The sequence below is a fragment of the Streptomyces sp. G45 genome (assembly GCF_049542095.1).
Taxonomy (GTDB): Bacteria; Actinomycetota; Actinomycetes; order Streptomycetales; family Streptomycetaceae; genus Streptomyces.
In genome coordinates this window covers 761,000-786,773 of record NZ_JBMUZU010000001.1, presented here as the reverse complement: position 1 = coordinate 786,773, position 25,774 = coordinate 761,000, and the positions used below count along the sequence as shown (strand labels likewise).

Below are 25,774 nucleotides of genomic sequence, written 5' to 3'. Positions count from 1 at the left end.
GCTGGTCTTCGCGCTGGTCAGAAGGGGGTGGACGCGTCAGGCGGCGTTGCGGGACTCCCGGCGGTAGCCGCCGGGGGCGCGGCCGTACTCGCGCTTGAAGGCCTTGGCGAACGCGTACTCCGAGCCGTAGCCCGTGCGGGCGGCGACCGCGGTGAGCGGGGCCTCGGACTCGCGCAGCAGCCGGGCCGCGGTCGTCATGCGCCAGCGCGTCAGATACGCCATGGGCGGCTCGCCCACCAGAGTGGTGAAGCGGCGGGCGAAGGCCGCCCGGGACAGGCCCGCGCGGGTGGCGAGCGACTCCACGGTCCAGCGCGCGGCCGGGTCCGCGTGGATCGCGGCCAGGGCCGGGGCCACCGCCGAGTCGCCGAGGGCGGCCGCCCAGCCGGTGGCGGTCGCGGGCGGCTGCCCTTCGAGCCAGGCCCGCAGGATGTACAGGAGCAGCGAGTCGATCAGGGCGGGCACGATCCCCGCCGAGCCGATCCGCGGCCGGTCCAGCTCGGCGCCCAACAGCCGTACGGCGGCGCTGAGTTCGGGGTGGTGGCCGTCGCCGGTCGGCAGGTGGACGACCTCGGGGAGCTGGCGTACCAGCGGGTGCGGGCGGCCCTGGTCCAGGTGGTAGTTGCCGCACAGCAGGCTGGTGCGCGGGCCGTCGCCGCCGACCGTCACCGTGCCGATGGGGGAGCCCGCCGTGAACTGCTCGGGCCGCTCCACCTCCGCCGGGGTCGACGGGTGGTCGGCGAGCACGTGGCCGCGGCCGTCGCGCAGGAACACCACGTCACCGGGGCCCAGCGCGAGCGGCCCCAGGTGGGGCGGCGCGTCGTCCAGCGGGACCAGCCAGCAGGTGCCGTGCAGGACCACGTGGAACCCGGCACCGGCTACCGGCGGCAGCCGCAGCCCCCAGGGGGCGCGGCCCTCGGTGCGCACGGAGCGCGGCTGCCCCGTCCGCATCGAGGCCAGCGCCTCGGTCAGGATGTCCACCGCCCGCCGCCCTTCGTCGGTCGCGCTTGATCGGGCCGCCCACGATACGGCCCGCCGGTCCGGGCGGCGGCGGCCGGTCCGGGGCGCGCCCACCGGCACGTCAGGCCACGGTCAGGCGACCGTCAGGACGACCTTGCCCCGGGTGCGGCCGGTGGCGACGGACTCGTGCGCCCGGGCGGCGTCGGCGAGCGCGAACGTCTCGGCGACGTGCGGCCGGATCCGCCCGGCGTCGACGAGACGGGCGATCTCCTCAAGGGAGGCGTAGTCCGGCTCCACGGAGATCCCGGCGAAGCGGCGGCCCTCGGCTGCCACCCGCGCGGCCAGCTCGTGGTCGCCGTGTTCCATGATGCTCACCAGCGTCCCGCCCGGCCGCAGCACGCTCAGCGAACGCGCCCCCTCGGAGCTGGAGTCGAAGACGACGTCGAGGTCCTTGACGGCCTCGGTGAAGTCCGTCGTCCGGTAGTCGATGACGTCGTCGGCGCCCAGGCCGCGGACGAAGTCGTGCTTGGCGGCGCTCGCCAGGCCGGTCACATGGGCGCCGCGCGCCTTGGCGATCTGCACGGCGAGGTGCCCGACGCCGCCCGCCGCACGGTGGATCAGGACGCGCTGACCCGCCTGGACGCGGGCCGCGTCGACCAGCCCCTGCCACGCGGTCAGCGAGGCCAGCGGCAGCGCCGCCGCGTGCACGTGGTCGAGCGCGGCGGGCTTGCGGGCCACTTGGCGCGACGGGGCGGCGACGTACTCGGCGTAGCCGTTCGCGGCGCGCGGGAAGAGCGGCATGCCGAACACCTCGTCGCCCGGGGCGAAGCGGGCGCCGGGGGCCGCCTCCTCGACGACGCCGGAGACGTCCCAGCCCACGCCGAACGGCGGCTCGCCGAGCAGCGGGTAGGCCCCGGACCTGACGGCCAGGTCGACCGGGTTCACGCCGCTGGCGTGCACCCGGACCAGCACCTCACCGGCCAGCGGCACGGGCCGCTCGGTCGTCACGGCCTTCAGGACGTCGGGGCCGCCGAAGGACTCCTGGATGACAGCGCGCATGGAAGGTCTCCCCATAGTTTCAGCTCGGTTCTGGCAGGTTCTTTTCGGTTCTGTCCGGTGCCGTCAGGTTGTTGGCGCGGTTCCTGTCCGGTGGTGGACGACCTTGACTCTAGGAAGATCCAACGAGCCGCTGAATATCCTCAACTCTTCGGAAGATGTCCCATCGTCTTGCCGGGTGGCGATGGGTGAGGGTCCGCCGCCGTGGCCCTTCCGCCGCGCGGCGGAGGCGGATGGTCCCCGGGGGCGACGCGGCGCGCACCGGCCGTGACGAGGCTCGGGAGCGCGGACCAGCGGCGCGGCGGCGCCCCTGGCCGCGTACGCCGATGACGCGCTCCCGGAGGACACCGTGCCGCAGCCCACCACCACGACGACCGCGGCGGCAACCAACAGCGCGGCGCGCCCCACCCGTTCACCGGGCCCGCGCCCGCCGTGGCGGCGCCGCTGGCCCGACTGGGCGCCGCGCGCCGCCGCGGCGTGGAACGCGGCCGTCGCCGTGGTCCAGGCGCTGTGGGCCGCGACCGGCACCGCGGTGCCCGTCGCGGGCGAGCGCCTCTACCCCGCGGCCCTGCTCCTCACGACGGCCGTCCTCGCCCTGGCCGCCGCCGGGGCCGCGCTCGCCACGACGCGGACGCTGCCCCCGCGCGGGCGAAGAGCCGTCGGCGCCGCCCTCGTCGTCCTGATCGGAGCGCTCGGCTGGGGCGCGCCCGGCCTGCCCGTGTCCTTCGTGACGATCGCCTCCGGCTCCGGCGTGGACAGCGTCACCGGCCTGGTGAACCTGGTCCTGACCACCGGGGGAGCGGCCCTGCTGACCCTCGTCGCCGTGGCGCACCGCCGTCGCCTGCGCGGCCGTTGCCCCCGGTGCGGGCAGCGCCACCCGGGCCCGGGCGACGGCCCGCTGGCCCACCCCGCGCCGTCCCCCGCGCCCCGCCGGACGCGCCTGCTGGCGTACCTCCTGATGTGCGGGCCCCTGCCGTGGGCCGCGGTGAAGACCGTCTGGCTGTGCGGCGGCGACGCCATCAGCGTGCGCGGCGAGGTGTGGCGGGCCGAGGTCGAGTCGCAGGCGACCGGCGCGTCCAGGGCGCTCGCCTCGGTGGGCGTCGACGTCACGGTCCTGGGCGCGCTGCTCGCCGTCTTCCTGCTGCTCGGCCTGCTGCACCGCTGGGGGCAGGTCTTCCCGCGCTGGACGCCGGTCCTCGCCGGGCGCCGCGTGCCGCGCCTGCTGCCGCTGCTCCCGGCCTGGCTCACCGGCGCGGGGCTCGCGCTGTACGGGACGCTGCTCGTCCTCGGCGCCGGGCTCATGGCGGTCGGCCTGCTGCCGAAGCCGGAGCCGGACGGGGTGTTCACCACCGGGACCGGTCTTGCGTGGATGGTGCTGTTCGGCGGCCTCGCCTTCGGCGGGCTCGGCTGGGGGCTGCTCATCGCGGCCCGCTCGTACGCCCTCCGCACCCGGCCCCGCTGCGTTCCGGCCGAATCGGGCGCGAACCCGCCGTCCCGGCAGCTCAGTTGACCACCCTCGGCCACGGCTTCGCTACCTTGTGCGCGTCCCACGCGCCCGCGCACTCGCGCGGGCGCGCCCACGAGCACGCCGTGAAGGAGCCGTTGAGTGGACCACAGCCGCGCGATCCGCATACGTACGACCCTGGCCGCGATGGGGGTGACCGCCGCCGTCCTGACGACCGTGGCGGCCGCGCCCGGCGCGACGGCCGCCGCCGCGGGCACGCCGCAGGCCGCGGCGGCCCCCGCGACACCCGAGCCGAAGACCAAGCCGAAGCCGTGCACCGGCGCGTACGAGGGCGACTCCCGCCTCGGCCCCCAGTGGCTTCCGAAGAAGAAGCAGCGCCCCGTCGGCCCGCTCCTGAAGGGCTGGAAGCGCACCGGCGCGCTCTCCCCGTCCGCCTTCCTGAAGAAGTACTGGCAGGGCCCGGCCGACACCGGCACCTGGAAGTACCCGCCCAACGACGGCTTCGCCACCGTCAACGGCAAGGTCGACAAGCACCGCGAGCAGCTCAGGCCGGGCGAGCGCCTGGACCGCTTCGGCTCGGAGTACGGCTCCTTCCTCGCCCCCGCGGGCGACTCCTACGCCGAGCGCGCCCTGCCCCCGCAGAACCTCAACACCCGTGACGCGGCGCACGCCTGCGACTACCGCGTCTACCGGGTGACCAAGCCGTTCGACGTCTGGCAGGGCGGCATCGCCCCCTGGTTCGAGCAGCCCGGCGGCGGCCAGCAGATCAAGCTCGACCTGGCGTTCCTCGACCCCGGTGACGGTCAGCGCCTGAACGTCAAGTGGCTGCTCGACCACGGCTACCTCACGCCCGCCACGGCCTGAGCGCGAGGAGCACCCGCACGGTGGACGCCCACGCACTCCGCTCCGCGCTGCGCACCGCGCACGTGGCCGACGGCTACTACTGGATCGAGGGCGTCCACGAACCGGCGCCCACGCCCCCGGACTTCGTCTATCTGCGCGGCGACGGGCAGGGGGCGTGGGAACTGGGGACGTACGAGCGGGGACGGCACCATCCGCTCGCACGGGGCCTCACCGAAGCCGAGGCCTGCGCGCGGATGCTCCGGCTGCTGACGTGACGTCAGGCCCTGGGCCGGGCCCCCGCGCCGGGGCCTGCCCTGGCCCTACATGGGGTACGACAGCAGCCGCACCGCCCCGGACGGCCACGTCGCCCCGTCGCGCAGCGGCGTCCACATCGTCCGCAACGGCATGACGACCGGCCCGTCCGCCTGCTCGACCCGCACCTCCTGGTCGAGCAGCCGCCAGCCCAGACGCGCGTAGAGGGCGACCAGCGGCGGACGGCAGAAGAGCAGCGCATGCCGGGGCCCCATCGTGCGCGCGTGGTCCAGGGCCGCGGACACGACGGTCCGGGCGAGCCCCCGCCCGCGCAGCTCGGCCGCGACGGCGACGCCGCCGACGCCCACGACGTCGGTACGGGTGTCGCCGACCGCCAGGGGTATCCGCACGAGCCCGGCGTGCGCGACGAGACGGCCCCCGGACCGGACGCCGAAGTGCTCCTCCTTGGGCAGCCAGGAGAGGCCCGCGTCGGCGACGCCGAACGGGTCGGGCGCGTCGCCGAGGATCTCCCTCTGGTCGTCGGGCGTGTAGCGGTCGAGGCGGGTCGCCGTCAGGGGCTGTGAGGTGTCAAGGGGCTGTGAGGTGTCATCAGTCATGCCGGAATGATCCCCCGCGCCGGAACGGGCCCGTCCGGCACGGTCCCGTTCCGGCGCCTCGCGGTGGACGGCGCGCGGACCCCGTATGCGGTCATACGTGTACAACATTCAGCCCGGAAGCGTGACACCCCGGCGAGCGCGTCCGGCAGAACCCGGCCGATCACCACACTCGGGACTACGGCCTGCCCGGCAGCGCAGTCGACGGCGGGCCGCGTCCGTGTACCCGTACGTCGGAGGTGAGCATGGCTGGATTCCTGGACCGGGCCAAGGAGCAGGCGCAGAGCGCGCTCCAGCAGGGCAAGGAGAAGGTGGAGGAGGTGCAGGCGCAGCGAGCGGGCGGCGAACTGCTCAAGAAGCTGGGCGCCGCGTACTACGCCGAGAAGCGCGGCAGCGGCACGGCCGCGGCGACCGAGAGCGCGCTGAGCGCCCTGGAGGCCCACATCGCCACGCACGGGGACGGGTTCCTGCGCTCGTGAGCGGCGGCTGAGTCCCGCCGCGGGGGCCGACCGGCCACGGCGACACCGGCTGGTCGGCCCCCGCGCGACGAGGCCCCGCGGCGGAGACGCGGATCGGCGAACGGGCCGCGAATCCGCGACCGGGCCGCGAGTCCGCGACCGGGGCGCGGCCCATGACGGGGCGCGGGCGCGTGACGGCGGCGCGGGCGCGTGACGTACGAGGCGGCGTACAACCTTTGGCCACCCCCGTGGGTCAATGCGCGTGAACCGGCCGTGAACTCCTGGTGGACGCCGGGCGTTCATCGGGCCGACCTCCGAGCGAAGGAACCACGGGAAGCTTTATGTCGCGAGCACGCCGCCGAGCCAGGCTCACCACCCCCCTGATCGCCATGTCCCTCCTGACGGGCGGGCTCACCATCTGGTCCCTCGGAGAGGGCCGGGCCGAGGCCGCCGCCCCCACCGCGGGCAAGGCCGCCACGAAGGCAGCGGACGACTTCAACGGCGACGGCTACGCCGACCTCGTCGTCGGCGCCCCGGCCGCCACCGTCTCCGGCAAGAAGCAGGCCGGGTACGTCGCCGTGACGTACGGCTCCAAGAAGGGCCTGGACCCCGCGAAGAAGAAGCTCATCAGCCGCTCGTCCAGCGGTGTCCCCGGCTCCGCCGCCACCAAGCAGGGCTTCGGCACCACCGTCACCAAGGGCGACCTGGACAAGGACGGGTACGCCGACCTCGTCATCGGCTCGGGCCGGAGCGCCGACGGCGCGGTGATCGTGTGGGGCTCCGCGTCCGGACTCACGGGCGGCACGAAGGTCGACACCTACGGCTTCGCCCCGCAGGCCGGTGACTTCGACGGCGACGGCACCACCGACCTGGCCCTGTTCGGCGGGGCCGGTTCCTTCGGCGACGACCCGACGGATCAGCGCGCCAACCTCTGGAAGGGCCCGATCGCCCGCACCGGCAAGCCCGCCGCCGTCCTGGACTTCATGGACAAGTCGCAGTGGTGGAGCTACGGCAGTGACGAGCGCCCCGACCTGAACTGCTCGCCGGAGCCGGACAAGCCCGAGAGCTGCGTCGACGGGCCGCGCTCCGTCAAGGGCCCGGTCGTGCCCAAGGCCGTCGGCGACATCAACGGCGACGGCCGCGCCGACATCGCCATGAACGACTACTACGGCGACGGCGAGTGGGGCAACAGCGTCCTGTACGGCAGCCCCACCGGCTTCAAGCGGGGCCGCGCCCCGGGCTCCGCCGGGACGCTCGCCGTGGGCGACGTCAACGGCGACCGCTACGCCGACCTGGTCGTCGCCCGCGGCCGCTACGACGACGACGGCAAGGTCACGGTCGCCTTCGGCTCCAAGGACGGGCTGCGCGACGGCACCCAGCGGTTCGACCAGGACCTGCCCGGCGTGCCCGGCGCCGAGGAGCCCGGCGACGCGCTCGGCGAGTCCCTGGCCGTGGCCGACGTCGACGGCGACGGCTACGGCGACATCGCGCTCGGCACGCCCGGCGAGGACGTCGGCAGCGTCAAGGACGCCGGATCCGTCGTCTTCGTCCGCGGCGGCGCCCAGGGAGTGACCGGCACCGGAGCGCAGGTCTTCCACCAGAACACGGCCAACGTCCCCGGAGTCGCCGAGAAGGGTGACGCGTTCGGCGCCGCCGTGGCCCTGCTCGACGTGAACGGCGACGGCCGCCCCGACCTCGCGGCCTCCTCCACCGCCGAGAACGCCCAGGCGGGCGCCGTGTGGTCGCTGCCCGGCACCGCGTCGGGCCTGACCGCCAAGAACTCGGTGGCCTTCGGCCCCAAGGACCTCGGAACCCCGTACGCGGCGGCGCAGTTCGGCAAGCCGCTGCGCTGACGGCCACCGGACCCCGTCGGATACGGCGAGGGGGCGGAGGGGATGTGTTCCCCTCCGCCCCCCTCGTGTCGTCCGGGCGGCTCAGGAGCCGGACGCGGCGGGGCGCGGCACGCGGTGCAGGCCCTTGCGGTCGTAGAACCGCGTGACGCCGAGGCCGAACAGGACGGAGACGACGAGCGCGACGCCCATGGACACCCAGGCGCGGGTCAGGCCCGCGTCGCCCTGCGCGTCGAAGTACAGGATGGCGCGCATGCCCCCGGTCAGCTGCCGCAGCGGCTCGAACTCGGCGAGCCAGCGGAAGAACCCGGGCAGCGCCTCCAGCGGCACGGTCGCGCCGGACGATGGCACGGCCATGGCCACGAACACGATCGTCGACACCAGCATGCCGGGGGTGCCGAACGCGGCGAGCAGGGCGAGGGCGCTCAGGCCGACCACCGCGATGGTCGCCACCGAGTAGAGCCACAGCAGGCCGAGGTGGGAGGCGTCCATGCCGAGGACGCCCACGGAGGCCAGCTCCACCAGGGAGCCCATGACCACGGACAGGCCCAGCATCAGCGCGCCGTTGACGGCCAGCGTGCGCACCCGGCTGGTGTGCTGGAGGGGGTTGCGGCGGCGGAACGGGCCGAAGTCGGCGTGCAGGTAGCCGAGGGCCGTGTCGACCTGGGAGTTGATGACGTTGGCGGCGAGCATGCCGCAGACCAGCAGGACCAGGGCGTAGTAGAAGGCGCTCAGACCCATCGCGCTGTGCGTGCCGAGCGGGTGGCCGTCGGCGACCTGGACGCTCACCGGGTCGGCGAGCATGAGCTGGGTCGCCGGGGCGAGCGGGGCCCGCTGGGCGGCGCTGCCCTTCTCCTGGGCCTGGCCGCCCTGGGCGTGCTGGCCCTTGTGGCCGCCCTGACCGGCCTGGCCGCCCTGTGCGCTCTGCTCGCCCGCGCGCTGGAGGAGTTCCTTGCCGATCTGGGCGGACGCGGCGTGCGCGGCCTGCTGGGTGGCCTTGCTCGCCATCGAGGAGCCGAAGCTACCGGCGGCCTGGTTCGTCAGGACGGTGAGGGTGGGGCGCGCGGGCGCCTTCTGCGGTGCGGCGGCGCCCTTCTGCGGTGCGGCGGCGCTGCCCTTCCGCTGGGCCGCTGCGTCGTCCTTCCGCTGGGCGGCGCCGTCCTGCTTCTGGCTCTGCGCACCCGTCTGCGGCGGCGCCGTGAGCCCCGTCACCGCGGCCGTGAAGTCCCGCGGCACGACGAGCGCGCCGTAGACCTTGCCCTGGCCGAGCCGCTTGTCGGCCTCCGCCTTGCTGAGGACCTGCCAGTCGATGCTGTCGTCGTCCGCGGCGGACTTCTTGACGCCGTCGACGACCCGGTCGCCGAGGTTCACGTGCTTGCCGCCCGCGTCGGCGCCGCGGTCACTGTTGACCAGGGCGACGGGCAGATCACGCAGATGACCCTTGGGGTTCACGTTGCCGCCCACGTACAGCAGGGCGAACAAGGTGGAGACCACCGCGACGATCACACCCGTGCCGATCCACAGCCGGGGGCTGCGGAGCACGGACGGGGACTGAGGGGAAGGCATGTGAGAAGGCTCCGGTGCGGTAACGCTGCGTTGCTAGATACTTGAGGTATCCAAGTGCTGGATAGTGACAGTATCTGACGGAGGAGTCCCGTCGCCACTCGGCCCCGGCCGTCCGACGCCCCCCGGGCGCCCGGCCGGGCCGCCCATGAGGAAGCGCGCCACCAGCGAGGAAGTCGCATGAAGATCTCGGAGCTCAGCCGCACCACCGGCGTGCCGGTCGCCAGCATCAAGTACTTCCGGCGCCAGGGCCTGCTGCCCGCCGGGCGGGCGACGGCCGCCACGCTCGCCGAGTACGGGGAGGAGCACGTCCAGCGCCTGCGCCTGATCAAGGCGCTGACCACCCTCGGCGGGCTCTCCATCGCCGCCACTCGCGAGGTGCTGTCCGCGGTCGACCGGGCCGACACCACGGACGGCACCCTCAAGGCGATCAGCTACGCCCTGCCGGTGCCCGTGGCGCACACCCCGGCCGTGGACGACGCGGACGCCGCCCGCGAGGCGGCGGCCGAGGCGGCGGCGCGCACCGACGTGGCGCACCTCATCGCGGCGATGGACTGGCGGGTCTGTGACACCTCCCCGCACGTGGAGGGCCTGACGACGGCCCTGCGGGAACTGCGCCGCCTGGACGCGGACTACCAGCCGGACCGGCTCGTCTCGTACGCGGAGCTGGCCCAGGCGGTCGCCCGCCTGGACCTGGAGCGCGCGGCGGGCTTCGCCGAGTCGCCGGGCCTGGCCGAGCAGGCGGTGATCGTCCTGGCCCTGTCCGGCCCTCTCCTCGAACTCCTGCGCCGCCTCGCCCAGGAGGACCAGGTCAGCCGCCGCTCGGCACCCGAGGCCCCCGACGCGCCGTGACGGGGTGAGGGCGCGCGCTCCGCGCCACGCTGTGAGCGCCCCGATCCGCCCGCCTGAGGGCGTCCCGCCCGCCCCGGTTGACCCTGACGTCACGTCAGGCCACACGCTGTACGCCGACGAAAGGGCGAGCACCATGAGCTACACCGTCGGACAGGTCGCTGGCTTCGCCGGGGTCACCGTCCGCACCCTGCACCACTACGACCGGGCCGGGCTGCTCACGCCCAGCGAGCGCAGCTCCGGCGGCTACCGCCTGTACAGCGACGCCGACCTCGCGCGGCTCCAGCAGATCCTCTTCTACCGGGAACTGGGCTTCGCGCTCGACGAGATCGCCGAGATCCTCGCCGACCCCGCGGCCAACGCGCTCGACCAGCTCCGGGCCCGGCACAAGGCGCTGCGTGAGCAGATCGCCAAGCTGGAGCGGCTCGTCGAGGTCGCCGAGCGTGCCATGGACGTACAGCAGACGGGCGTGCGGCTGAGCCCGCGCGAGCGCTTCGAGGTCTTCGGCGAGATCACCTTCGACCTGAGCTACGCCACCGAGGCCGAGCTGAAGTGGCAGGACAGCGCCGGACACCAGGAGGCCATGGCCCGCGCGGCCGCGCACTCCAAGGAGGACTGGGCGCGCCTGATGAGCGAGGCCGCGGCCTGGCGGGAGGAGGTTCTGGCCGCCTTCGACGCCGACGAGCCCGCCGACGGCCCCCGCGCGCGGGCCCTCGCGGAGCGGCACCGGCAGCACATCGGCCGCTGGTTCACCGACTGCCCGCCGGACATGCACGTCCGCATCGCCGACGACTTCGTCACGGACGCGCGGGCGTTCGCCCTGGTCGTGCCGCCCTCCCAGCAGCGGCCCGGACTCGCCCGCTATCTGCGGCAGGCCATCCGCGCCAACGCCGCCGAGCACGGAAGCGCCGACCGTGGCAGTGCCGAGTACGGGAGCGCCGAGCACGCGAGTGCTGCGCACCAGCGTGCCGAGCGGGGCGGCGCCGAACGGGGGAGTGCCGAGCACGGCGGCGCCGAACGGGGGAGTGCCGAACGCGGACGGACCGAAGGCGGGCGTGCCCAGCCGGGCGCGAGGCCCGGCGCGGGGTCCGGGGAGGAGTCCGGCGACGAGACCGGAGCGGAGGCGGGCGCGACGCCCGACACCGAGCAGAACCCTCACCCTAAACCTGAGGTTGAGAGTCATGGCCGTGCGGCGGCCGGAACGCCCCGCCCCCACACCGGAGGAGCCCGATGAAGATCCTCGTCACCGCCGCTGGTTCGTACGGCGACATCGCCCCGTACACCGGCCTGGGCGCGCACCTGCGCGCCGCGGGGCACACGGTCACCCTCGCCACCCACGACACCTTCGCGCCCCTTGTGCGGAACGCGGGACTTCGGTTCCGGTCGCTGCCCGCCGAGCAGAGCGGCCGGGGCGCGGCGGGCGGGCGGCGCGCCATGCTGCGGGCGGCGCGCGACTTCATCCGCGACCTGGGCGGCGGGCTCGTCGACGCCGCCGAGGACGGGCCCGACCTGCTGATCCTGTCCACGACGACGGCACCGCTGGGCTGGCAGCTCGCCGAAGCCCTGGACGTCCCCACGCTCGGCGCCGCCCTGCAACCGGCGCATCCGACCCGGGACTTCGCGCCCGTGGTGAGCGGCGCCCGCTCGCTGGGCGGCCGGGGCAACCTGATCGCGGGGCGCTTCTCGCTGCGGATGGTCGACCGCCTCTACGCCGACGCGATCGCCGACCTGCGGGAGCGCCTGGACCTGCCCGCCGCGACCCCGGCCGCGGTCAGGGCCCGGCAGGAGGCGGCCCGCTGGCCGGTCCTGCACGGCTTCAGCGCGGCCGTCGTGCCGCGCCCCGCCGACTGGCGGCCCGGCCTCGACGTCGTCGGCAACTGGTGGCCGCACCACACCGACGAGCCGCTGCCGCCGATCGTCGAGGACTTCCTGGCCGCGGGGGATCCGCCGGTCTTCGTCGGCTTCGGCAGCATGGCCGCGGGCGAGGGCGAGCGGCTCGGCGAACTCGCCGTGGCGGCGCTGCGCCGGGCGGGGCTGCGGGGCGTGCTCCAGTCCGGCCGGGCGGGCCTCGCCGCTTCCGGCGACGGGATCCTCACGGTCGGCGAACTGCCGCACGCCCTGCTGTTCCCGCGCATGGCGGCCGTCGTGCACCACGCCGGGGCGGGCACCACGGCGGCGGGCCTGCGCGCCGGGATACCCACAGTGCCCGTGCCCGTCACCGCCGACCAGCCCTTCTGGGCGGCCCGGCTGACCGCGCTCGGGGCCGCCCCCGCCGCCGTCCCGTTCGCGAAGCTCACCGCGCCCCGGCTCGCCGACGCCCTCACGCGCGCCGTCAGCGAACCGTCGTACGCCTCCGCCGCCGCGACCGTCGCCCGCGCCATGGCGACGGAGGACGGCGCGGGCGCGGTCCTCAAGGCCGCGGAGCGGGTCGCGGAACGGACCGGCTGAGCGCGGGGGCGGCCGTCGGCGTCACGAGCGCGCACGCTGGTGCTCGCCACCGGCTCGTACCCGTTCGTGCCGCACGGCCCGCGGCGCCCCGCCCGCGGTCGCGGCGACGGGAACGGGAGTCCGGCAGCGCCCGGGGAAAACGGCGGCCCCGGTCACGGCCTCCCCGTGGGCGGCACCTCCTCACCGGGCGGCACCGGCCCCGGTGCCGTGCCGTCGCCGAAGGGGCGGCCGCCCAGCTCTTCGCGGTGATGCGGCGTCAGCCACGCGGACAGGTCGGGGCCGAGCGGCACGATGGCGGTGGGGTTGATGCCCGTGTGCACCTGGTAGTAGTGCCGCTTGATGTGGTCGAAGTCGACTGTGTCGCCGAAGCCGGGCGTCTGGAACAGGTCGCGGGCGTACGCCCACAGGACCGGGTCCTCGGAGAGCTTCCAGCGGTTGCACTTGAAGTGGCCGTGGTAGACCGGGTCGAAGCGGACCAGGGTGGTGAAGAGCCGGATGTCGGCCTCCGTGATGCTGTCGCCGACCAGGTAGCGGCGGCTCCGCAGCCGCTCGGAGGTCTCCTCCAGGCGTCGGAAGACGTCCCGGCACGCCTGTTCGTACACGCGCTGCTCGGAGGCGAAGCCCGCGCGGTACACCCCGTTGTTGACGTCCCGGTAGATGCCCTCCATGACCGCGTCCAGCTCGTCGCGCAGCGGCTCGGGGTACAGGTCGGGGGCGCCGGGGCGGTGCAGCGCCGTCCACTCCGTGGCCAGGTCGAGCGTGATCTGCTGGAAGTCGTTGGTGACCAGCTTCCCGCTCGGCACGTCCACGATCGCGGGGACGCTCACGCCGCCCGGATAGCCGGTCTCCCGCGCGTCGTACGCCTCGCTGAGGAAGCGGATGCCGAGCACCGGGTCGCGGTCGTCCGGGTCGAGGGTGAAGCGCCAGCTCCGGTCGTCCTGGATGGGGTCCGTGACCGCCAGGGACAGGGCGTCCTCCAGGCCGAGCAGACGCCGAGAGATCAGCGCGCGGCTCGCCCAGGGGCAGGCGCGGCTCACCACCAGGCGGTAGCGCCCGGCCTCGACCGGCCAGCCGTCGCGGCCGTCGGCCGTGATGCGGTCCGCGAAGTGGCTCTTGGAGCGCTTGAAGGGCTTCTTCCCGTACGACGCGTTGCCCCGGGGCGTGTCGTCGGACTCGGCCACGGCCTCCTTTCCGGGGGCGCTCATCGGACGGGCTCCTGCGTCGGCGCGGCATCCGTAGGCGTGGCTTCCGTGGGCTCGGCTGCCATCGGCGCCGATGAGGCCGACGAGGCGGACGAGGCCGACGAGGCCGATGGTGCGGATGACGCGGATGGCGGCGGTGGCGGCAGGTGGTAGATGCGGTCGAGCAGCGCCGCCTCGTTCCCCGCGAGCCCGGCGCGGCTCAGGGCCTCGTCGGCCTCGGCGATCGGGGCCGCGAGCAGCGCCAGGGTCTGCGGTGTCACGGGGCCGGACAGCGCGGCGCGTGCGGTGTGCAGCAGCCGCAAGCACGCCTGTGCCGCGGCCAGTTCGGGGTACGTCGTGCCGGTCATGTCGGTGGGGCTCCCTATCCCGCGGTTTCGATGAGTGAAGCTGCAACCTCCACTCTTGCGCACGGGTCTGACAATTGCCCCGCAACGGGCCGTCGCGCACCCGGGTGCGTCGGCCGACGGACGCACGGCCGCCGCCGGGAGCCGCCCCGCGATCAGGTGCCCCGGCGCGCGAGCCGCAGCCGCAGCCCCTGCGGCATGAGCGTCAGGCGCTCGGCGACCCGCAGCCGGTAGCCGGGCTCCGGCGCGAGGTCGTAGCGGCGCAGCAGCAGCGCCAGCACGAGGGTCGCCTCGTGCAGCGCGAACTGCCGCCCGATGCAGGCCCGCGCGCCCGTCCCGAACGGCTTGAAGACGTGGGGCGGACGCGAGCGCACCGCGGCGGGCGCGAACCGGTCCGGGTCGAACGCGTCGGCCCGCGGACCCCACGCCTCCGGATCCCGGTGCAGCATCACCGCGAGCACCAGCGCCCACGCGCCCCGCCGCATCGGATGCGTGCCCCCGAGCACCGTGTCGTGCCGCGCCTCCCGCGCGAACCCGGGCGCCGTCGGCCACAGGCGCAGCGACTCGTCGAGCACCCGGCGCACGTACCGCAACTTCGCCACCTGCTCGTACGCGGGCGCCTCCGCGTCACCCCACACCTCGTCCACCTCCTGCCGCGCGCGGGCGCGCACCTCGGGGTGGCGCGCCAGGTAGTGCAGCGCGAACGACAGCGCGCCGGACGTCGTCTCGTGCCCCGCCACCAGGAAGGTGATGACCTGGCGCCGGATGTTCCGGTCCGCGAGCCGCTCGCCCGTCTCGGGGTGGGCGACCTCCAGCATCCGGTCGAGCAGGTCGCCGCGCGCCCCGGACGCGTCGGCCGCGCGGCGGGCGGCCACGACCTCGTCGACGGTGCGGTTGAGGTACGCCATGTGCGCGGCGTTGCGCCGCTCGGCGCCGCGCATCAGCAGCGGGGCCAGGGCGGGCGGTACCACGTTGCGGCGCTGCGCGTGGGTGAGGGTGCCGACCATGGCGGTCACGAACGGGTGCGGCCGGACCCGCTCGAAGGACCCGAAGTCATGCCCGAACCCGGTGCGGGCGATGGTCTCCAGGGTCAGCTTCGTCATGTCGCCGGGCACGTCCACGGCCCTGCCCGCGGCCTCCTCGGCGTCCCAGCGCGCCATGAGCTGCCGGGCCGCGTCGAGCATCAGCGGGTGGTAGCCCGCCATCGCCTCGCGGCTGAAGCCGGGCGCGAGGATGTCGTGCGCGAGCTGCCAGTTGGGCTCGTGGTTGTACGCCGTGAACAGGCCGTCGCCCGCCACCGGCCGCAGGTTGGCCACGCCGAGCCCCACGTGCTTGGCGAACCGCGCCTCGTCGGCCAGCTCGGCCGCGAGCCGCGCGCCCCAGACGAACACGACCTCCTTGCCGAAGGCCTTGCGCCGGAACACCGGCCCCAGCTGCCGGGCCAGGCGCATCGAGTCCTGCACGGGCGTGCGGACGCTGACCCCCAGCACATCACCCGCCAGCGGCACCCGGCGCGGCGGGTGCGGGATGCGGTCGAGCCGGGGCCAGCCGAGTTCGCGCCCCGGAAGCCCTTCGGTATCGCCCCGGCACCGTCCGGCTGCCGCGTCGTCTGCGCCACGTCCGCCATCTCCCTCGCGCGCGCGGCTCGTTGAGCCCGCTGGTACGTGTTGTACGTGGATTCAATAGGCGCCGCCAGTCTCATCCCGCTGTTGAACCGACGTCAAGTAAGGCGACCGAAGTCCAGTAGGGTGCTCGCATGTCCGCGAACCCCCGGGAGCTGTCCGCGAACCCCCAGGAGCGCACGCGCCGCAGGCTGAGCACCGAGGAGCGCAAGGAGCAGCTGCTGACGGTGGGGGCGCGGCTGTTCGCGCAGAACCCCTACGACGAGGTGTGGATCGAGCGCGTCGCGGAGATCGCGGGCGTCTCCCGCGGGCTGCTCTACCACTACTTCCCGACCAAGCGGGACTTCTTCGCCGCCGTCGTCGAGCGCGAGAGTCGGCACATGCTGCGCCTGACGGCCGTCGTGCCGGGGCGCCCGGTGCGCGAGCAGCTGGCCGCGGGCCTGGACGCCTTCCTGGGCTATGTCGAGACCCACGGTGAGGGCTTCCGCGCCTTCCACCGCGGGGAGGCCGGGGGCGACCCGGTGGTCCGCGAGGTGTACCGCGAGGCGCTCGCCGCCCAGGAGCGCCAGGTCCTCGAGGCGCTCGCCGCCGACCCGGAGACCGCGCACCTCGGCGCCGGGGGCGCCGGGGCCGCCGCGCTGCGCCTGGCCGTGCGCGGCTGGTTGGCGTTCATGGTCGCCGTCTGCCTGGAGTGGCTCGACGAGCGGGAGTTGAGCCGCGAGCAGGTGCGGGACCTGTGCGCGCGGACGCTGCTCGGCGCGATCCTGCCGTAGCGGCCGCTCAGGCGGCCACGGCCAGGTGCGAGGACCGGCTGGGAGTGGCGCGCGTCGGCGGTATCACGCGTCCGTCGGGGAGCAGTTCCCCGGTGTCGTCGAAGACGATGGTGCCGTTGCACAGCAGGCTCCACCCCTGCTCGGGGTGGGCGCTGACGACCAACGCGGCGTCCCGGTCGGGTCCTTCGGCGGACGGGCACGGCGGCTGATGGGCACACATGGCACACCTCCGGATGAGGGGTCGCGCCCGGCGCGCCCCGGTCGGCTCGGCTTCTGCTGGACTTCCTGTACGGTTCGCGCGGGCGGGCCCGCGCGGATGTGTGGGCGGATCCGCGCTGACGAGGGCCCGCACCGACGAGTTCGAGGAGGGTCCGGTCCGAACGCCCCCTCCTGGTAAGAGTGATGACTCCGCCACGGGCCCGGACTCATCGCTGCGGGGGCTCATCGAGGGCGGACCGGTTCACGCGGGGAGGAAGCCCGCCGCGAAGTGCTCCGCGAGTGCGCGCCGTGCGCCCCCGGCGTCGTCGGCCAGGCGCTCGTCAGCCCAGAGGAAGAAGTCGTCGGCGACCGTGTCGATCCAGTCGTACGCCGGGTCGGCGGGGCCGGGTTCGGGTGCCGGATAGCGCAGTTCCAGCTCCGGGCCGCGCACTCCGAAGACGGTGAAGAGGCGGTGCCCGTCCTGTTCGCTGGCCTGCCGGACGGCCACCGTGGAGCAGTCCCAGCGCTGCGGCCCGTACTGGAGCCAGAGCACCCCGGTGCCGGGGCCCTGCGCGTACAGGGCGGCCGGGACGGGTGGTGTGCCCGGTGGCGCGGCGGCGGTGGCGAGGTGCACGAAGCCGTGACAGCGGCCGGACGCGGGGGAGAGCAGGCCCGTGGCGGGGGCGAGGGACCACACCCGTCCGTGCCGGTCGTAGTCCTGGAGCACCACCGGGGGCGGTGCGGCTCCGGACGCCTCTGGGGGATCCGTGGGGCTCATCGCGCGCCGCTCCCGTCCCGGTTCCTCGTGGTCTTCGGCACCACTTCGCGCCGCCGTCTCGATCGTCCTCTTCCTTCCCGCTTCCGTACGCGGCGCACTGCGCACCGGCCGCCGGGCCCGGTGTACCGAGGTGCTCGCGGCCCGAATTCACCCGAGTGGAGCAGACGGCGCGTGCTCGCGCGTGGGCGTTCGGGGGTGGTTCTGCCCGGGGCTCAGGCGTGCGGCTTCTCGGTGGCGTGAGCGCGGGCGCGGCGGTGCGGCGTGCGGGCGGGTGCGGTGCGGCCGGGTGCGCTGAGGGCCAGGAAGGCCGCTGCCGCGAGGAGTTCGCAGGCCCCGGCCGTGAGGAGCGCGCCGGGGAGGGACCAGGCGGCGAGGGGGCCGCCGAGGCCCGCGCCGATCGCGTAGCCGGTGATCTTCAGGCTGGCGCCGGTGGTGAAGATCTGGCCGCGCAGCCGCGCGGGCGCCTCGCGGTGCCGGACCGCGAACAGGGCGGTGAGCTGGGGGCCCGTACCGGCGCCCGCGATCACCATGGCGGCGAAGAGCGCGACCGGCGAGAGCGTCGCGGCCAGGGCGAACGCGGCGGCCAGCAGGACCGTGCTGGCGAGCACGGTGGCGTCCGGGCGCAGCAGGTCCGGGCGGCGGGCCAGCAGGGCGGTCGCGGTCAGGGACGCGGCGGCCAGCGCGGTGAGCAGGAAGGTGCCGGACGTCGACGAGCCGAGGGCGGCCTCGCCGAGCAGCGGGGTGCACGACACGAGCATGCCGACCCCGACGTACGACACCACGGAGGTGAGCGTCGCCCGCGCCAGGTGGCGCGCGCGGGCGATGGCGGCGAAGCCGGACAGCAGGTCGGCGAGGACGGACGTCCCGGCGTGGCCGTGCCGCGCGCCGGGGTTCGGCGGCAGCGTCCACGCCACGGGCAGCGCGAGGACGATCAGGGCGACGGCCGCGACGACCCCGGCGCGCGCCCCGGCCGCCATCGCGACCAGGCCCGCGAGGACCGGGCCCGTCAGGCTCGCCACGTTGTACGTCACCGCGTCCAGGGCGTTGGCGCGCGGCAGCGCCTCGGGCCCGGTGACGCGGGGGAGCTGGGAGGTCCAGCCGCCCGCGAGCGCGGGGCCGAGCAGCCCGCCCACCACGGCCGTGGCGAGGACGACGGGCAGCGGCAGCCTGCCCAGGCCCAGCAGGAGCGCCACCAGCGCCGCCGCGTAGCCGACGAGCGCCGCCGCGAGCAGCCGCCCCGGGCGCGCCGCCCGGTCGAGCAGGGCGCCGAACACCGGGCCGCCCACGGCCGCCGAGATCGTCAGGCCCGACAGCAGCGCCGACGCCGTCGACGCGGACCCCGTGACCGCGAGGCCCGCGAGGAGCAGCGCCGGACCGGACATCTCGTCACCGGTGCGCGCGGACGCGGCGCCGCCGAGGTAGCACACCATCCCGTAACGCTTTGGCATGAGTATCACGTTACGCGGTAACGGGTCTCCTGCATATAGGCGTTACGCTTCGAGGCGTGGAAGCCTCCAGGGAAAGCGCCAGGGAAAGCGCCGGACAAAGCGCCAGGAAGGGCACCGGACAGAGCGCCGGTAAGGGAGCCAGGGACCGCGCCGGAGAGCGTTCCGGGGACCGGCCCGGCGACGGTTCCCGAGACAGCGCCACGGGCGACTGGTCGACCCGGCACTCCGTCCTGCGCACCGCGCGGCGCGCCGCCGAACTCGTCAACGTGCTCACCGGCCCGCAGGCGGAGACGGTCGGCCCCGCGGCGGTCGAGGAGGTCCTGCGCGACTTCGGCGAGAGCGGCACCCTCGGGGTGTCGGCGCGGGACGTGCGGGCGATGCGGACCGCCGCCGCGTCGCTGCGCGAGGTCTTCGCCGCCCCGGACGTCGACACCGCCGCGGTCCGGCTCAACCACCTCCTGGCCGAGGGCTGCGGACCGGTCCGGCTCACCGCGCACGGCGGCGGCACGCCCTGGCACGTACACCTCGACAGCGACGACGACGCCCCCTGGGACGAGTGGTTCCTCGCCTCGTCCTGCATGGCCCTGACGGTCCTGCTCTGGGACCGCCAGCGCCCTCCCGGCGGCGTGTGCGCCTCGCCGACCTGCGCGCACGTCTACGTCGCCGGGGGAGCGGCGTGGCCCGCCGGTACTGCTCGCGCCGGTGCGCGACACGCGAGCGCGTGGCGAGCCACCGGCGGGCCAAGGGCGCCGACTAGACCGCCGAGAGGGGCGCCTCACGAAGCGGCGGACGCGCCCTCCTCGTACCCGTCGTGGTCCCGCCAACCGGCCGTGGCCTGCTCCCACGTCGGCCACGTCCCCCCGGTGCGCTGGCGGAACAGCTCGCCGGGCAGCGTGAACAGCGGGGCCTTCGCGGGCCTGGCCCGGGCCTGCTCCACGATCGCGTCGCCGAGCACCGCCGCGGCGTGCAGCCGGGGCAGCACGGCGTGGACGCGGTCGGCGTACCCGGGCGGCAGGTCCGCGGCGCTGCCCGCGATGTCGAGCCGCGTCCCGGCGCTCACCAGCGCGATCTCGGGGCGCTTGCGCGAGGCGATGCCCTCGCTGGTGTGCAGCGCGATGGCGTCCCACACGACCTCCACGCGCTCGGCGGGCTGCCCCTGCCCGACGAGGAACGCCGCGGCCAGGTCCGCGCCGTCGACCTCGAAGCGCTGCTCGCGGTCGCCGTCGGCGGTGAGCCCCACGTCGTGCAGGACGCTGCCCAGGAACAGCAGTTCGTCGTCGTAGTCGCGGTCGGGGAGCAGGCCGTCCCGCTCCCCGATCAGCCGGGCGTAGAGGTAGGTGCGCATGCAGTGGTGGAACAGCGCGGGATGGCCGGTGGAGCGTACGAAGTCCCGTGCGGCCACGGCCACATGGCTGTCGGGGAACGGCAGCCCGCCGTAAGCACCTTGCGCGGTCTGCGTGTTCGCCGTGCCGTCCTCGTGGCCGGGGGCCTGGTGCGGTGCCTGATGCGTCGTCATGGGAGGGATTCTTCAGCCGCCGCTTTGATGTCCACAATGACGAATACCCCACGAAAACTGCCGTGCGCCGCGCGCGTTCGGCGTCGGAGACCGGCGGCTGTCTCGCCCGGTCGAGCCGCTCGACCGCCCGTCGGCACCCGCTGGGCGACGCCCCGTCCGTCCCGCACCATGCCGTCGCGTACCTGCCAGACCCGTCCGCCAACTGCTGCTGGACTGATCACCGCCCGGAGTCCCCGCACCGCACCCACCAGGACGGACCCATGCCCGCGACCACCACCCGCACGCCCGCCACCCCCACCGCCCGCTCAACCCTGGTGAGTTGGCTGGCCGTCTGCTCCGTCTCCGCGGGGATCTTCGCCATCGTCACGGTGGAGATCCTGCCCATCGGACTGCTGCCGTCCATCGGCGGGAGCTTCCACGTCACGGACGGCACGGCCGGGCTGACCATGGCCATCCCGGGCCTCCTCGCCGCGGTGGCGGCGCCGGTCGTCACGACGGCCACCGCGCGCGTCGACCGGCGCACCATGCTGGGCGCCTTCATGCTGCTGCTCGCCGCGGCGAGCCTCCTCATGGCGGCCGCGCCCGCCTACTGGCTGGTGCTCGTGTCGCGGGTCCTCGTCGGCGTCACCATCGGCGGGTTCTGGTCGATCGCGGCCGGACTCGCCGAACGCCTGGTGCCCGAGGGGTCCGTGGGCCGCGCCAAGACGGTGGTCTTCGCGGCCGTCCCCCTCGGATCCGTGCTCGGCGTGCCCGTCGGCACCTTCGTCGGGGACGTCGCCGGATGGCGGACCGCCTTCGTCGCCATGGGCGTGCTGAGCCTCGCGGTCTGGGGCGTGATGCTGCGGGTGCTGCCGCCGCTGCCCGCCGCCGAGGCGCTCAGCCCGCGGGCCCTGACGGGCGCGCTGCGCACCACCGGCACCCGCCGCGCGCTGGCCGTCACCTTCCTCGTCGTCCTGGCGCACTTCGGCGCCTTCACGTACGTGGCGCCCTTCCTGCGGGCGGTGACGCACGTGGGCGAGGGCCTGACCACCGTGTTCCTGCTGGTGTACGGGGGTGCGGGAATCGTCGGCACCGTCCTCGGGGGCGCGCTGGTGGGCCGCCGTCCGCGCGTGGCGTTCGCGGCCGCCGCGGCCCTGGTCGCCGGGGCCGCGCTGCTGCTGCCGGTCGCCGGGCGGTGGCCGGTCGGGGCGCTGGCGGTGCTCGTGGTGTGGGGGATCGGGTACGGGGCCGTGCCGGGGTGCTCGCAGGCCTGGTTCGCCCGGGCGGTGCCGGGCGCGCCGGAGGCGGCGTCGGTGCTGTTCACGGCGTCGTTCCAGGCCACCTTCGCGCTCGGCGCGCTCACCGGCGGGCTCGTCGTGGACCGTACGTCGCCGTCCGCGGTGATGGTGCTCGGCGGCCTGGTCGCGGCCCTCGCCGTGGCGGTGGTCGGCGGCTGCCGCCCGAGCGCGCGCTCCGGCGCCCGCCGGTGAGGCGGGCGCCGGGCCGTCCCGGCTTCCCGGCGGGCCGGGCGGGTCAGACGGCGGCGGCCAGCGCCTCGAACTGCTCGCCCGTCAGGGCCACGCCCGCGGCGCCCACGTTCTGCTCCAGGTGCGCCACCCGCGACGTACCCGGAATGGGCAGCGTCACCGGGGAGCGGCGCAGCAGCCAGGCGAGGGCGAGCTGCGAGGGGCTCGCGCCCTGCTCCTTGGCGATGGCGTCGAGCGGGCCGCCGGGGCGGGCCAGCTCGCCGGTGGCCATCGGGTACCACGGGATGAACGCGATGTTCTCGCGCTCGGCGTAGTCCAGGACGTCCTCCGAGCCGCGGTCGGCCAGGTTGTACTTGTTCTGCACGGAGACGATCTCGGCGATCTCCCGCGCCGCCGTGAGCTGCTCCACCGTCACCTCGGACAGGCCGATGTGCCGGATCTTGCCCTCCTTCTGGAGCTCCGCGAGCTCGCCCACCTGGTCGGCGAGCGGGACCTCGGGGTCGATGCGGTGCAGCTGGTACAGGTCGATGCGCTCCACGCCGAGGTGACGCAGACTCAGCTCGGTCTGCTGGCGCAGGTACGCGGGACGGCCGAGTGCGCTCCAGTCCTCGGGGCCGGGGCGGGTGAAGCCGCCCTTGGTGGCGATGACCAGGTCGTCGGCGTACGGGCGCAGCGCCTCCTTGATGAGCAGCTCGTTGACGAACGGCCCGTACGAGTCGGCGGTGTCGATGAAGTTCACCCCGAGCTCGACGGCGCGGCGCAGGACGCGTATCGCCTCGTCCCGGTCCTTGGGCTCGCCCCAGGCGCCGGGTCCGGTGAGCTGCATGGCGCCGTAGCCGAGCCGGTTGACGGTCAGGTCGCCGCCGAGGGCGAACGTGCCGGAGGCGTCGGCGGGGCGCGAGGTGTTCCGGGTGCTCATGGGAGCGGTCCTTTCACGACGTACGGACGACACGAGGTGTGCGACACGAACCTATGCGCAACGGCGGCAGAAGAGGGGGCCAGGGTGCTCACCGGCAGCCGTTCCGACGCGCCCGCGCACGGTGCCCTCGCGGCCGCGGGGACGCGCGTGCGCGCTGGCGGGAGGGGCGTCGCGGGCGTCACGTCGGACAGGACAGAGCAGGCCAGGGCACCTGCCGCCGGTCAGGGCGGCGCCGTGGCGTCGGGCCGGGCGGCGTCGGCCCGCAGGGCTCGTGTCGGGCCGAGCGGCACCCTCGCGTCCGGCCGGGCGGCGCCCTCGGCCGCCCACGTTGCCTGGGCCGCCGCGAGCGGCGAGGATCGCCTCATGTCCCGCACCACCGTGGTCAACCTCAAGGGCCACCGCGACGACCCCGAGTACGCCGACGTGGTGTACGTCGGCCGGGCCATGCACCGGGGCGGCTGGCACCTCGACGCCTCACCCCTGGCCTGCCCCTACCGGCCCGGGCCCGACGGCACCCGCGAGGAGGTGGTCGAGCAGTACCGCGCCTACCTCCTCGCGCGGCCCGAACTGCTCGCCCTGCTGCCCGAGCTGCGCGGACACCGCCTCGGCTGCTGGTGCGTGCCCAAGCCGTGCCACGCGGAGGTGATCGCCGAGCTGGCGGACGCGGGGGCGGGGAGCGCGGCTGAACCGGCGATGGCGTCCCGAAGGCCCCTCAGGTGTCGACCGTCAGGACGATCTTCCCGGTGGTCCGGCCCTTCTCGCCCAACTCGTGGGCCCGCGCGGCCTGTTCGAGGGGGAACACCGCGTCGACGAGGACCCGCAGACGGCCGCTCTCCACCAGGGTGGCGACCTCCCGCAGACCCTGGTGATCCGGTTCGACGAGCATGAACACCGCCCGCTTGCCCTCCGCTTCGGCCCGCCGCGCGGGGAAGCCGTCGTCCGGCGGCAGGATCGACACGAGCGTGCCGCCCGGACGCAGGACGCGCAGCGAGTCCGTCCAGGTGGCGCCGCCGACGCCGTCGAGTACGACGTCGACGTCCCGGACGGCGTCGGCGACGTCCTGGGTGCGGTAGTCGACGCAGTCGTCGGCGCCGAGCGCGCGCAGCAGTTCGTGCTTGGCGGCACTGGCGGTACCGATGACGTGCGCGCCGCGGGCCTTGGCGATCTGCACGGCCAGGTGCCCCACGCCGCCCGCCGCCGCGTGGACGAGGACCCGCTGGCCGGGCCGGACGCCCGCGGTGTCGACGAGGGCCTGCCAGGCGGTGAGCGCGGCCAGCGGCAGCGCGCCCGCCGCGACGGCGTCGAGGCCGCGCGGACGCGGCGCGAAGTGGCGCGCGGGAGCGGTGACGTACTCGGCGTACGCGCCCGCCGGGTGCGGGAAGCGCGGCATGCCGAACACCTCGTCACCGGGCGCGAACAGGGTCACGCCCGCGCCGACGGCCGCGACCGTCCCCGCCACGTCGAAGCCGAGCACGAAGGGCGGCGCGCCGCCGTCGGCGAACACGCCGCGCTCGCGGGTCTTCCAGTCGGCCGGGTTCACGCCCGCCGCGCGCACCCGCACCAGGACCTCGCCCCGGCCCGGCTCGGGCCGCTCGGCGCGGACGAGCTTCAGGACGTCGGGGCCGCCGGGGCCGTCCTGGGAGACGGCGCGCATGGTCGCGGGCGCGAGGGCGGGGCTGGGGGCGGTCCGGGGCATGGGTGGGTTCCTTCCGCGGGGCCGTGGAGAGGGCCGGGGGGCGGGTACGAGGGTCCGGCGCCGGTGGCGCCTGGCAGGCCCCAAGGCTGCCTGCCCGGCGCGGCTCCCGGGGGTGGCGTGACGGCCAGGTGCCGTGAGGATCTGGCCACGCGCGTTGCGGCCCGAGCGTTGCGGCCCGCGCCCTGCGGCCTGCGCGACGGGCAGGAGCAGCCAGGGTGCCCGGTCGCCCAGGCCCCGCAGACGACGGCGAGCGGCGTGCCGGAGTCCAGGGCGCGGGGGAGCAGGGCGCCCGACGCCGGGTGGACGGCCAGGTCCTCCATGGGGCCGTGGCCGCCGGGGCAGAACACCGCGGCGCAGTCGTCGAGGTCCACGTCCGCCAGGCTGAGCGGCGGGGCGAGCGCGGTGAACGCGGCGAGCGCCGCCGCGGTCCGGTCGGCGCCCGCCTGGCCGCCGTTGGCCTCCGGTGTCAGACTGGCCTGGTCGGCGGTCGGCACCACGCCGCCGGGCGGCGCGACCACGACCTCGTGGCCCGCGGCCGTGAACGCCTGGTACGGGACCACCGCCTCCTCCGCCCAGAAGCCGGTGGGGTGCCGCGTCCCGTCGGCGAGAGTCCAGTGCGCGGCGCCGGTCAGTACGCAAGAGCGGCCCTGACCGGCGGAAAACCATCCGGCGCCGGGAAATAGCCACACCGGCCCCGTGGTTGCGGACACACATCGACCACTACGCGGCCCGCACGGCGGCGGCACCCCGCCCCGCCCCCGCCGCACCCCGGCCCTGGAGGACCCCATGAAGATCGGCATCATCGGCGCGGGCAACATCGGCGGCAACCTCACCCGGCGCCTGACCGCGCTCGGCCACGACGTGTCCGTGGCCAACTCGCGCGGCCCGCACACCCTCACCGCCCTCGCCGAGGAGACCGGCGCCACGCCCGTCACCGTGGCGGACGCCCCGCGCGACGCGGAGGTCGTCGTCGTGACGATCCCGCTGAAGAACGTCCCCGACCTGCCCTCCGGCCTGCTCGACACGGCCGCCGACGGCGTCGCCGTCATCGACACCGGCAACTACTACCCGAAGGAGCGCGACGGCAGGATCGACGCCATCGAGGCGGGCCTGACGGAGAGCCGCTGGACCGAGCAGCACCTCGACCACCCGGTCATCAAGGCGTTCAACGGCACCTACGCCGCGGACCTCCTCGACAGGCCGCTGCCCCAGGGGCACCCCGACCGGATGGCCCTGCCGGTCGCCGGTGACGACGAGGCGGCCAAGAAGACCGTGCGCGCCCTGATCGACGAACTCGGCTTCGACACCGTCGACGCGGGCGGCATCGACGAGTCCTGGCGCCAGCAGCCCGACACCCCCGTCTACGGCCTGCGGGCGGGCGCCGCCGAGGTCACCTCGGCCCTGGCGGCGGCCAGCCCGGAACGGCCGGAGGCGTTCCGGGCCTGAAGCCCCACTGG

At 75.3% G+C, this 25,774-nt stretch carries 25 protein-coding genes and 3 pseudogenes; 13 read left to right on the top strand and 15 right to left on the bottom strand.

All coding sequences use genetic code 11. The annotated features are described in order from the left end of the window. Positions 1-36: 36 nt before the first annotated feature. Positions 37-978, bottom strand: a complete 942-nt coding sequence (locus tag ACOBQU_RS03205) for an AraC family transcriptional regulator (protein ID WP_423624367.1) — start codon at positions 976-978, stop codon at positions 37-39. 111 nt (positions 979-1,089) lie between these two features. After that, positions 1,090-2,016: an NADP-dependent oxidoreductase gene (locus ACOBQU_RS03200; RefSeq protein ID WP_423624366.1), complete on the bottom strand. Its 927-nt coding sequence runs from the start codon at positions 2,014-2,016 to the stop codon at positions 1,090-1,092. A gap of 346 nt (positions 2,017-2,362) precedes the next feature. On the opposite strand from ACOBQU_RS03200, the gene ACOBQU_RS03195 reads away from it, so the two are divergent. The 3 genes from ACOBQU_RS03195 (at position 2,363) to ACOBQU_RS03185 (ending at position 4,596) form a co-directional block, all read left to right on the top strand. Continuing rightward, positions 2,363-3,523 carry a hypothetical protein gene (locus ACOBQU_RS03195; protein ID WP_423624365.1) on the top strand — a complete coding sequence of 387 codons (1,161 nt, stop codon included), beginning with the start codon at positions 2,363-2,365 and terminating at the stop codon, positions 3,521-3,523. Positions 3,524-3,664: 141 nt separating this feature from the next. Continuing rightward, entirely contained in the window at positions 3,665-4,342 is a 678-nt protein-coding gene (locus ACOBQU_RS03190) for a TNT domain-containing protein (protein ID WP_423634227.1), read from the top strand. Between the two features lie 20 nt (positions 4,343-4,362). Next, positions 4,363-4,596, top strand: coding sequence for a hypothetical protein (locus ACOBQU_RS03185; protein ID WP_423624364.1), 234 nt, complete (start codon positions 4,363-4,365; stop codon positions 4,594-4,596). Between the two features lie 45 nt (positions 4,597-4,641). Here the strand turns inward: ACOBQU_RS03185 and ACOBQU_RS03180 are convergent, their stop codons facing one another. Beyond that, complete coding sequence (locus tag ACOBQU_RS03180; protein WP_423624363.1) at positions 4,642-5,190, bottom strand: GNAT family N-acetyltransferase; 549 nt, start codon at positions 5,188-5,190, stop codon at positions 4,642-4,644. 242 nt (positions 5,191-5,432) lie between these two features. Between ACOBQU_RS03180 and ACOBQU_RS03175 the strand changes: the two genes are divergently transcribed. Both ACOBQU_RS03175 and ACOBQU_RS03170 read left to right on the top strand, forming a co-directional pair. Then, complete coding sequence (locus tag ACOBQU_RS03175) at positions 5,433-5,666, top strand: hypothetical protein (RefSeq protein ID WP_423624362.1); 234 nt, start codon at positions 5,433-5,435, stop codon at positions 5,664-5,666. A gap of 320 nt (positions 5,667-5,986) precedes the next feature. Further along, positions 5,987-7,498 (top strand): hypothetical protein, encoded by a 1,512-nt coding sequence (locus tag ACOBQU_RS03170; protein ID WP_423624361.1) that lies wholly within the window; start codon positions 5,987-5,989, stop codon positions 7,496-7,498. A gap of 81 nt (positions 7,499-7,579) precedes the next feature. On the opposite strand, the gene ACOBQU_RS03165 is transcribed toward ACOBQU_RS03170, so the two are convergent. Further along, a complete protein-coding gene (locus ACOBQU_RS03165) occupies positions 7,580-9,061 on the bottom strand; it encodes a YhgE/Pip domain-containing protein (RefSeq protein WP_423624360.1) in 1,482 nt (493 codons plus the stop codon). Positions 9,062-9,238: 177 nt separating this feature from the next. Here ACOBQU_RS03165 and ACOBQU_RS03160 point away from each other — a divergent pair, with 177 nt between their 5' ends. The 3 genes and pseudogenes from ACOBQU_RS03160 to ACOBQU_RS03150 all read left to right on the top strand — a co-directional run bounded on the left by ACOBQU_RS03160 (position 9,239) and on the right by ACOBQU_RS03150 (position 12,355). Next, entirely contained in the window at positions 9,239-9,910 is a 672-nt protein-coding gene (locus ACOBQU_RS03160; protein WP_423624359.1) for a MerR family transcriptional regulator, read from the top strand. Positions 9,911-10,043: 133 nt separating this feature from the next. Further along, positions 10,044-10,824, top strand: a pseudogene (locus tag ACOBQU_RS03155) (MerR family transcriptional regulator); the annotation flags it as partial. Positions 10,825-11,137: 313 nt separating this feature from the next. Then, positions 11,138-12,355, top strand: coding sequence for a glycosyltransferase (locus ACOBQU_RS03150; protein WP_423624358.1), 1,218 nt, complete (start codon positions 11,138-11,140; stop codon positions 12,353-12,355). Positions 12,356-12,507: 152 nt separating this feature from the next. Here the strand turns inward: ACOBQU_RS03150 and ACOBQU_RS03145 are convergent, their stop codons facing one another. The 3 genes from ACOBQU_RS03145 to ACOBQU_RS03135 all read right to left on the bottom strand — a co-directional run bounded on the left by ACOBQU_RS03145 (position 12,508) and on the right by ACOBQU_RS03135 (position 15,391). Further along, entirely contained in the window at positions 12,508-13,560 is a 1,053-nt protein-coding gene (locus ACOBQU_RS03145; protein ID WP_423624357.1) for a glutathione S-transferase family protein, read from the bottom strand. Beyond that, positions 13,557-13,904, bottom strand: coding sequence for a hypothetical protein (locus ACOBQU_RS03140; RefSeq protein ID WP_423624356.1), 348 nt, complete (start codon positions 13,902-13,904; stop codon positions 13,557-13,559). Before ACOBQU_RS03140 ends, ACOBQU_RS03145 begins: the two co-directional genes overlap by 4 nt. 152 nt (positions 13,905-14,056) lie before the next feature. Next, entirely contained in the window at positions 14,057-15,391 is a 1,335-nt protein-coding gene (locus tag ACOBQU_RS03135; protein ID WP_423624355.1) for a cytochrome P450, read from the bottom strand. 266 nt (positions 15,392-15,657) lie between these two features. Between ACOBQU_RS03135 and ACOBQU_RS03130 the strand changes: the two genes are divergently transcribed. After that, on the top strand, positions 15,658-16,296 hold the full coding sequence (locus ACOBQU_RS03130; RefSeq protein WP_423624354.1) for a TetR/AcrR family transcriptional regulator: 639 nt from the start codon (positions 15,658-15,660) through the stop codon (positions 16,294-16,296). A gap of 7 nt (positions 16,297-16,303) precedes the next feature. Here the strand turns inward: ACOBQU_RS03130 and ACOBQU_RS03125 are convergent, their stop codons facing one another. The 3 genes from ACOBQU_RS03125 to ACOBQU_RS03115 form a co-directional block, all read right to left on the bottom strand. Further along, a complete protein-coding gene (locus tag ACOBQU_RS03125) occupies positions 16,304-16,516 on the bottom strand; it encodes a DUF5999 family protein (RefSeq protein WP_423624353.1) in 213 nt (70 codons plus the stop codon). A gap of 240 nt (positions 16,517-16,756) precedes the next feature. Then, entirely contained in the window at positions 16,757-17,272 is a 516-nt protein-coding gene (locus ACOBQU_RS03120; protein ID WP_423624352.1) for a hypothetical protein, read from the bottom strand. A gap of 212 nt (positions 17,273-17,484) precedes the next feature. After that, the gene (locus ACOBQU_RS03115) at positions 17,485-18,720 is read right to left on the bottom strand and encodes an MFS transporter (RefSeq protein ID WP_423624351.1); all 1,236 of its coding nucleotides are present in this window, start codon (positions 18,718-18,720) and stop codon (positions 17,485-17,487) included. 230 nt (positions 18,721-18,950) lie between these two features. On the opposite strand from ACOBQU_RS03115, the pseudogene ACOBQU_RS03110 reads away from it, so the two are divergent. After that, a pseudogene (locus tag ACOBQU_RS03110) lies at positions 18,951-19,477 on the top strand (CGNR zinc finger domain-containing protein). Between the two features lie 18 nt (positions 19,478-19,495). On the opposite strand, the gene ACOBQU_RS03105 reads toward ACOBQU_RS03110, so the two are convergent. Then, on the bottom strand, positions 19,496-20,236 hold the full coding sequence (locus ACOBQU_RS03105; RefSeq protein ID WP_423624350.1) for an HD domain-containing protein: 741 nt from the start codon (positions 20,234-20,236) through the stop codon (positions 19,496-19,498). A 260-nt stretch (positions 20,237-20,496) separates the two neighbouring features. Here ACOBQU_RS03105 and ACOBQU_RS03100 point away from each other — a divergent pair, with 260 nt between their 5' ends. Beyond that, a complete protein-coding gene (locus ACOBQU_RS03100; protein ID WP_423624349.1) occupies positions 20,497-21,705 on the top strand; it encodes an MFS transporter in 1,209 nt (402 codons plus the stop codon). 43 nt (positions 21,706-21,748) lie between these two features. Here ACOBQU_RS03100 and ACOBQU_RS03095 read toward each other — a convergent pair whose 3' ends face one another. Together ACOBQU_RS03095 and ACOBQU_RS03090 are read right to left on the bottom strand one after the other, a co-directional pair. Continuing rightward, the gene (locus tag ACOBQU_RS03095) at positions 21,749-22,621 is read right to left on the bottom strand and encodes an aldo/keto reductase (protein WP_423624348.1); all 873 of its coding nucleotides are present in this window, start codon (positions 22,619-22,621) and stop codon (positions 21,749-21,751) included. A 221-nt stretch (positions 22,622-22,842) separates the two neighbouring features. After that, a complete protein-coding gene (locus tag ACOBQU_RS03090) occupies positions 22,843-22,986 on the bottom strand; it encodes a hypothetical protein (RefSeq protein WP_423624347.1) in 144 nt (47 codons plus the stop codon). Between ACOBQU_RS03090 and ACOBQU_RS03085 the strand changes: the two are divergent. Then, a pseudogene (locus tag ACOBQU_RS03085) lies at positions 22,985-23,299 on the top strand (DUF4326 domain-containing protein); the annotation flags it as partial. The gene ACOBQU_RS03090 and the pseudogene ACOBQU_RS03085 overlap by 2 nt on opposite strands. Positions 23,300-23,333: 34 nt before the next feature. Here ACOBQU_RS03085 and ACOBQU_RS03080 read toward each other — a convergent pair. Together ACOBQU_RS03080 and ACOBQU_RS03075 are read right to left on the bottom strand one after the other, a co-directional pair. Further along, entirely contained in the window at positions 23,334-24,317 is a 984-nt protein-coding gene (locus ACOBQU_RS03080) for an NADP-dependent oxidoreductase (RefSeq protein ID WP_423624346.1), read from the bottom strand. Further along, on the bottom strand, positions 24,230-25,006 hold the full coding sequence (locus ACOBQU_RS03075; protein ID WP_423634225.1) for a DJ-1/PfpI family protein: 777 nt from the start codon (positions 25,004-25,006) through the stop codon (positions 24,230-24,232). The genes ACOBQU_RS03080 and ACOBQU_RS03075 overlap by 88 nt, the downstream gene beginning before the upstream one ends. A gap of 97 nt (positions 25,007-25,103) precedes the next feature. Between ACOBQU_RS03075 and ACOBQU_RS03070 the strand changes: the two genes are divergently transcribed. After that, the gene (locus ACOBQU_RS03070; RefSeq protein ID WP_423624345.1) at positions 25,104-25,763 is read left to right on the top strand and encodes an NADPH-dependent F420 reductase; all 660 of its coding nucleotides are present in this window, start codon (positions 25,104-25,106) and stop codon (positions 25,761-25,763) included. Positions 25,764-25,774 lie beyond the last annotated feature (11 nt).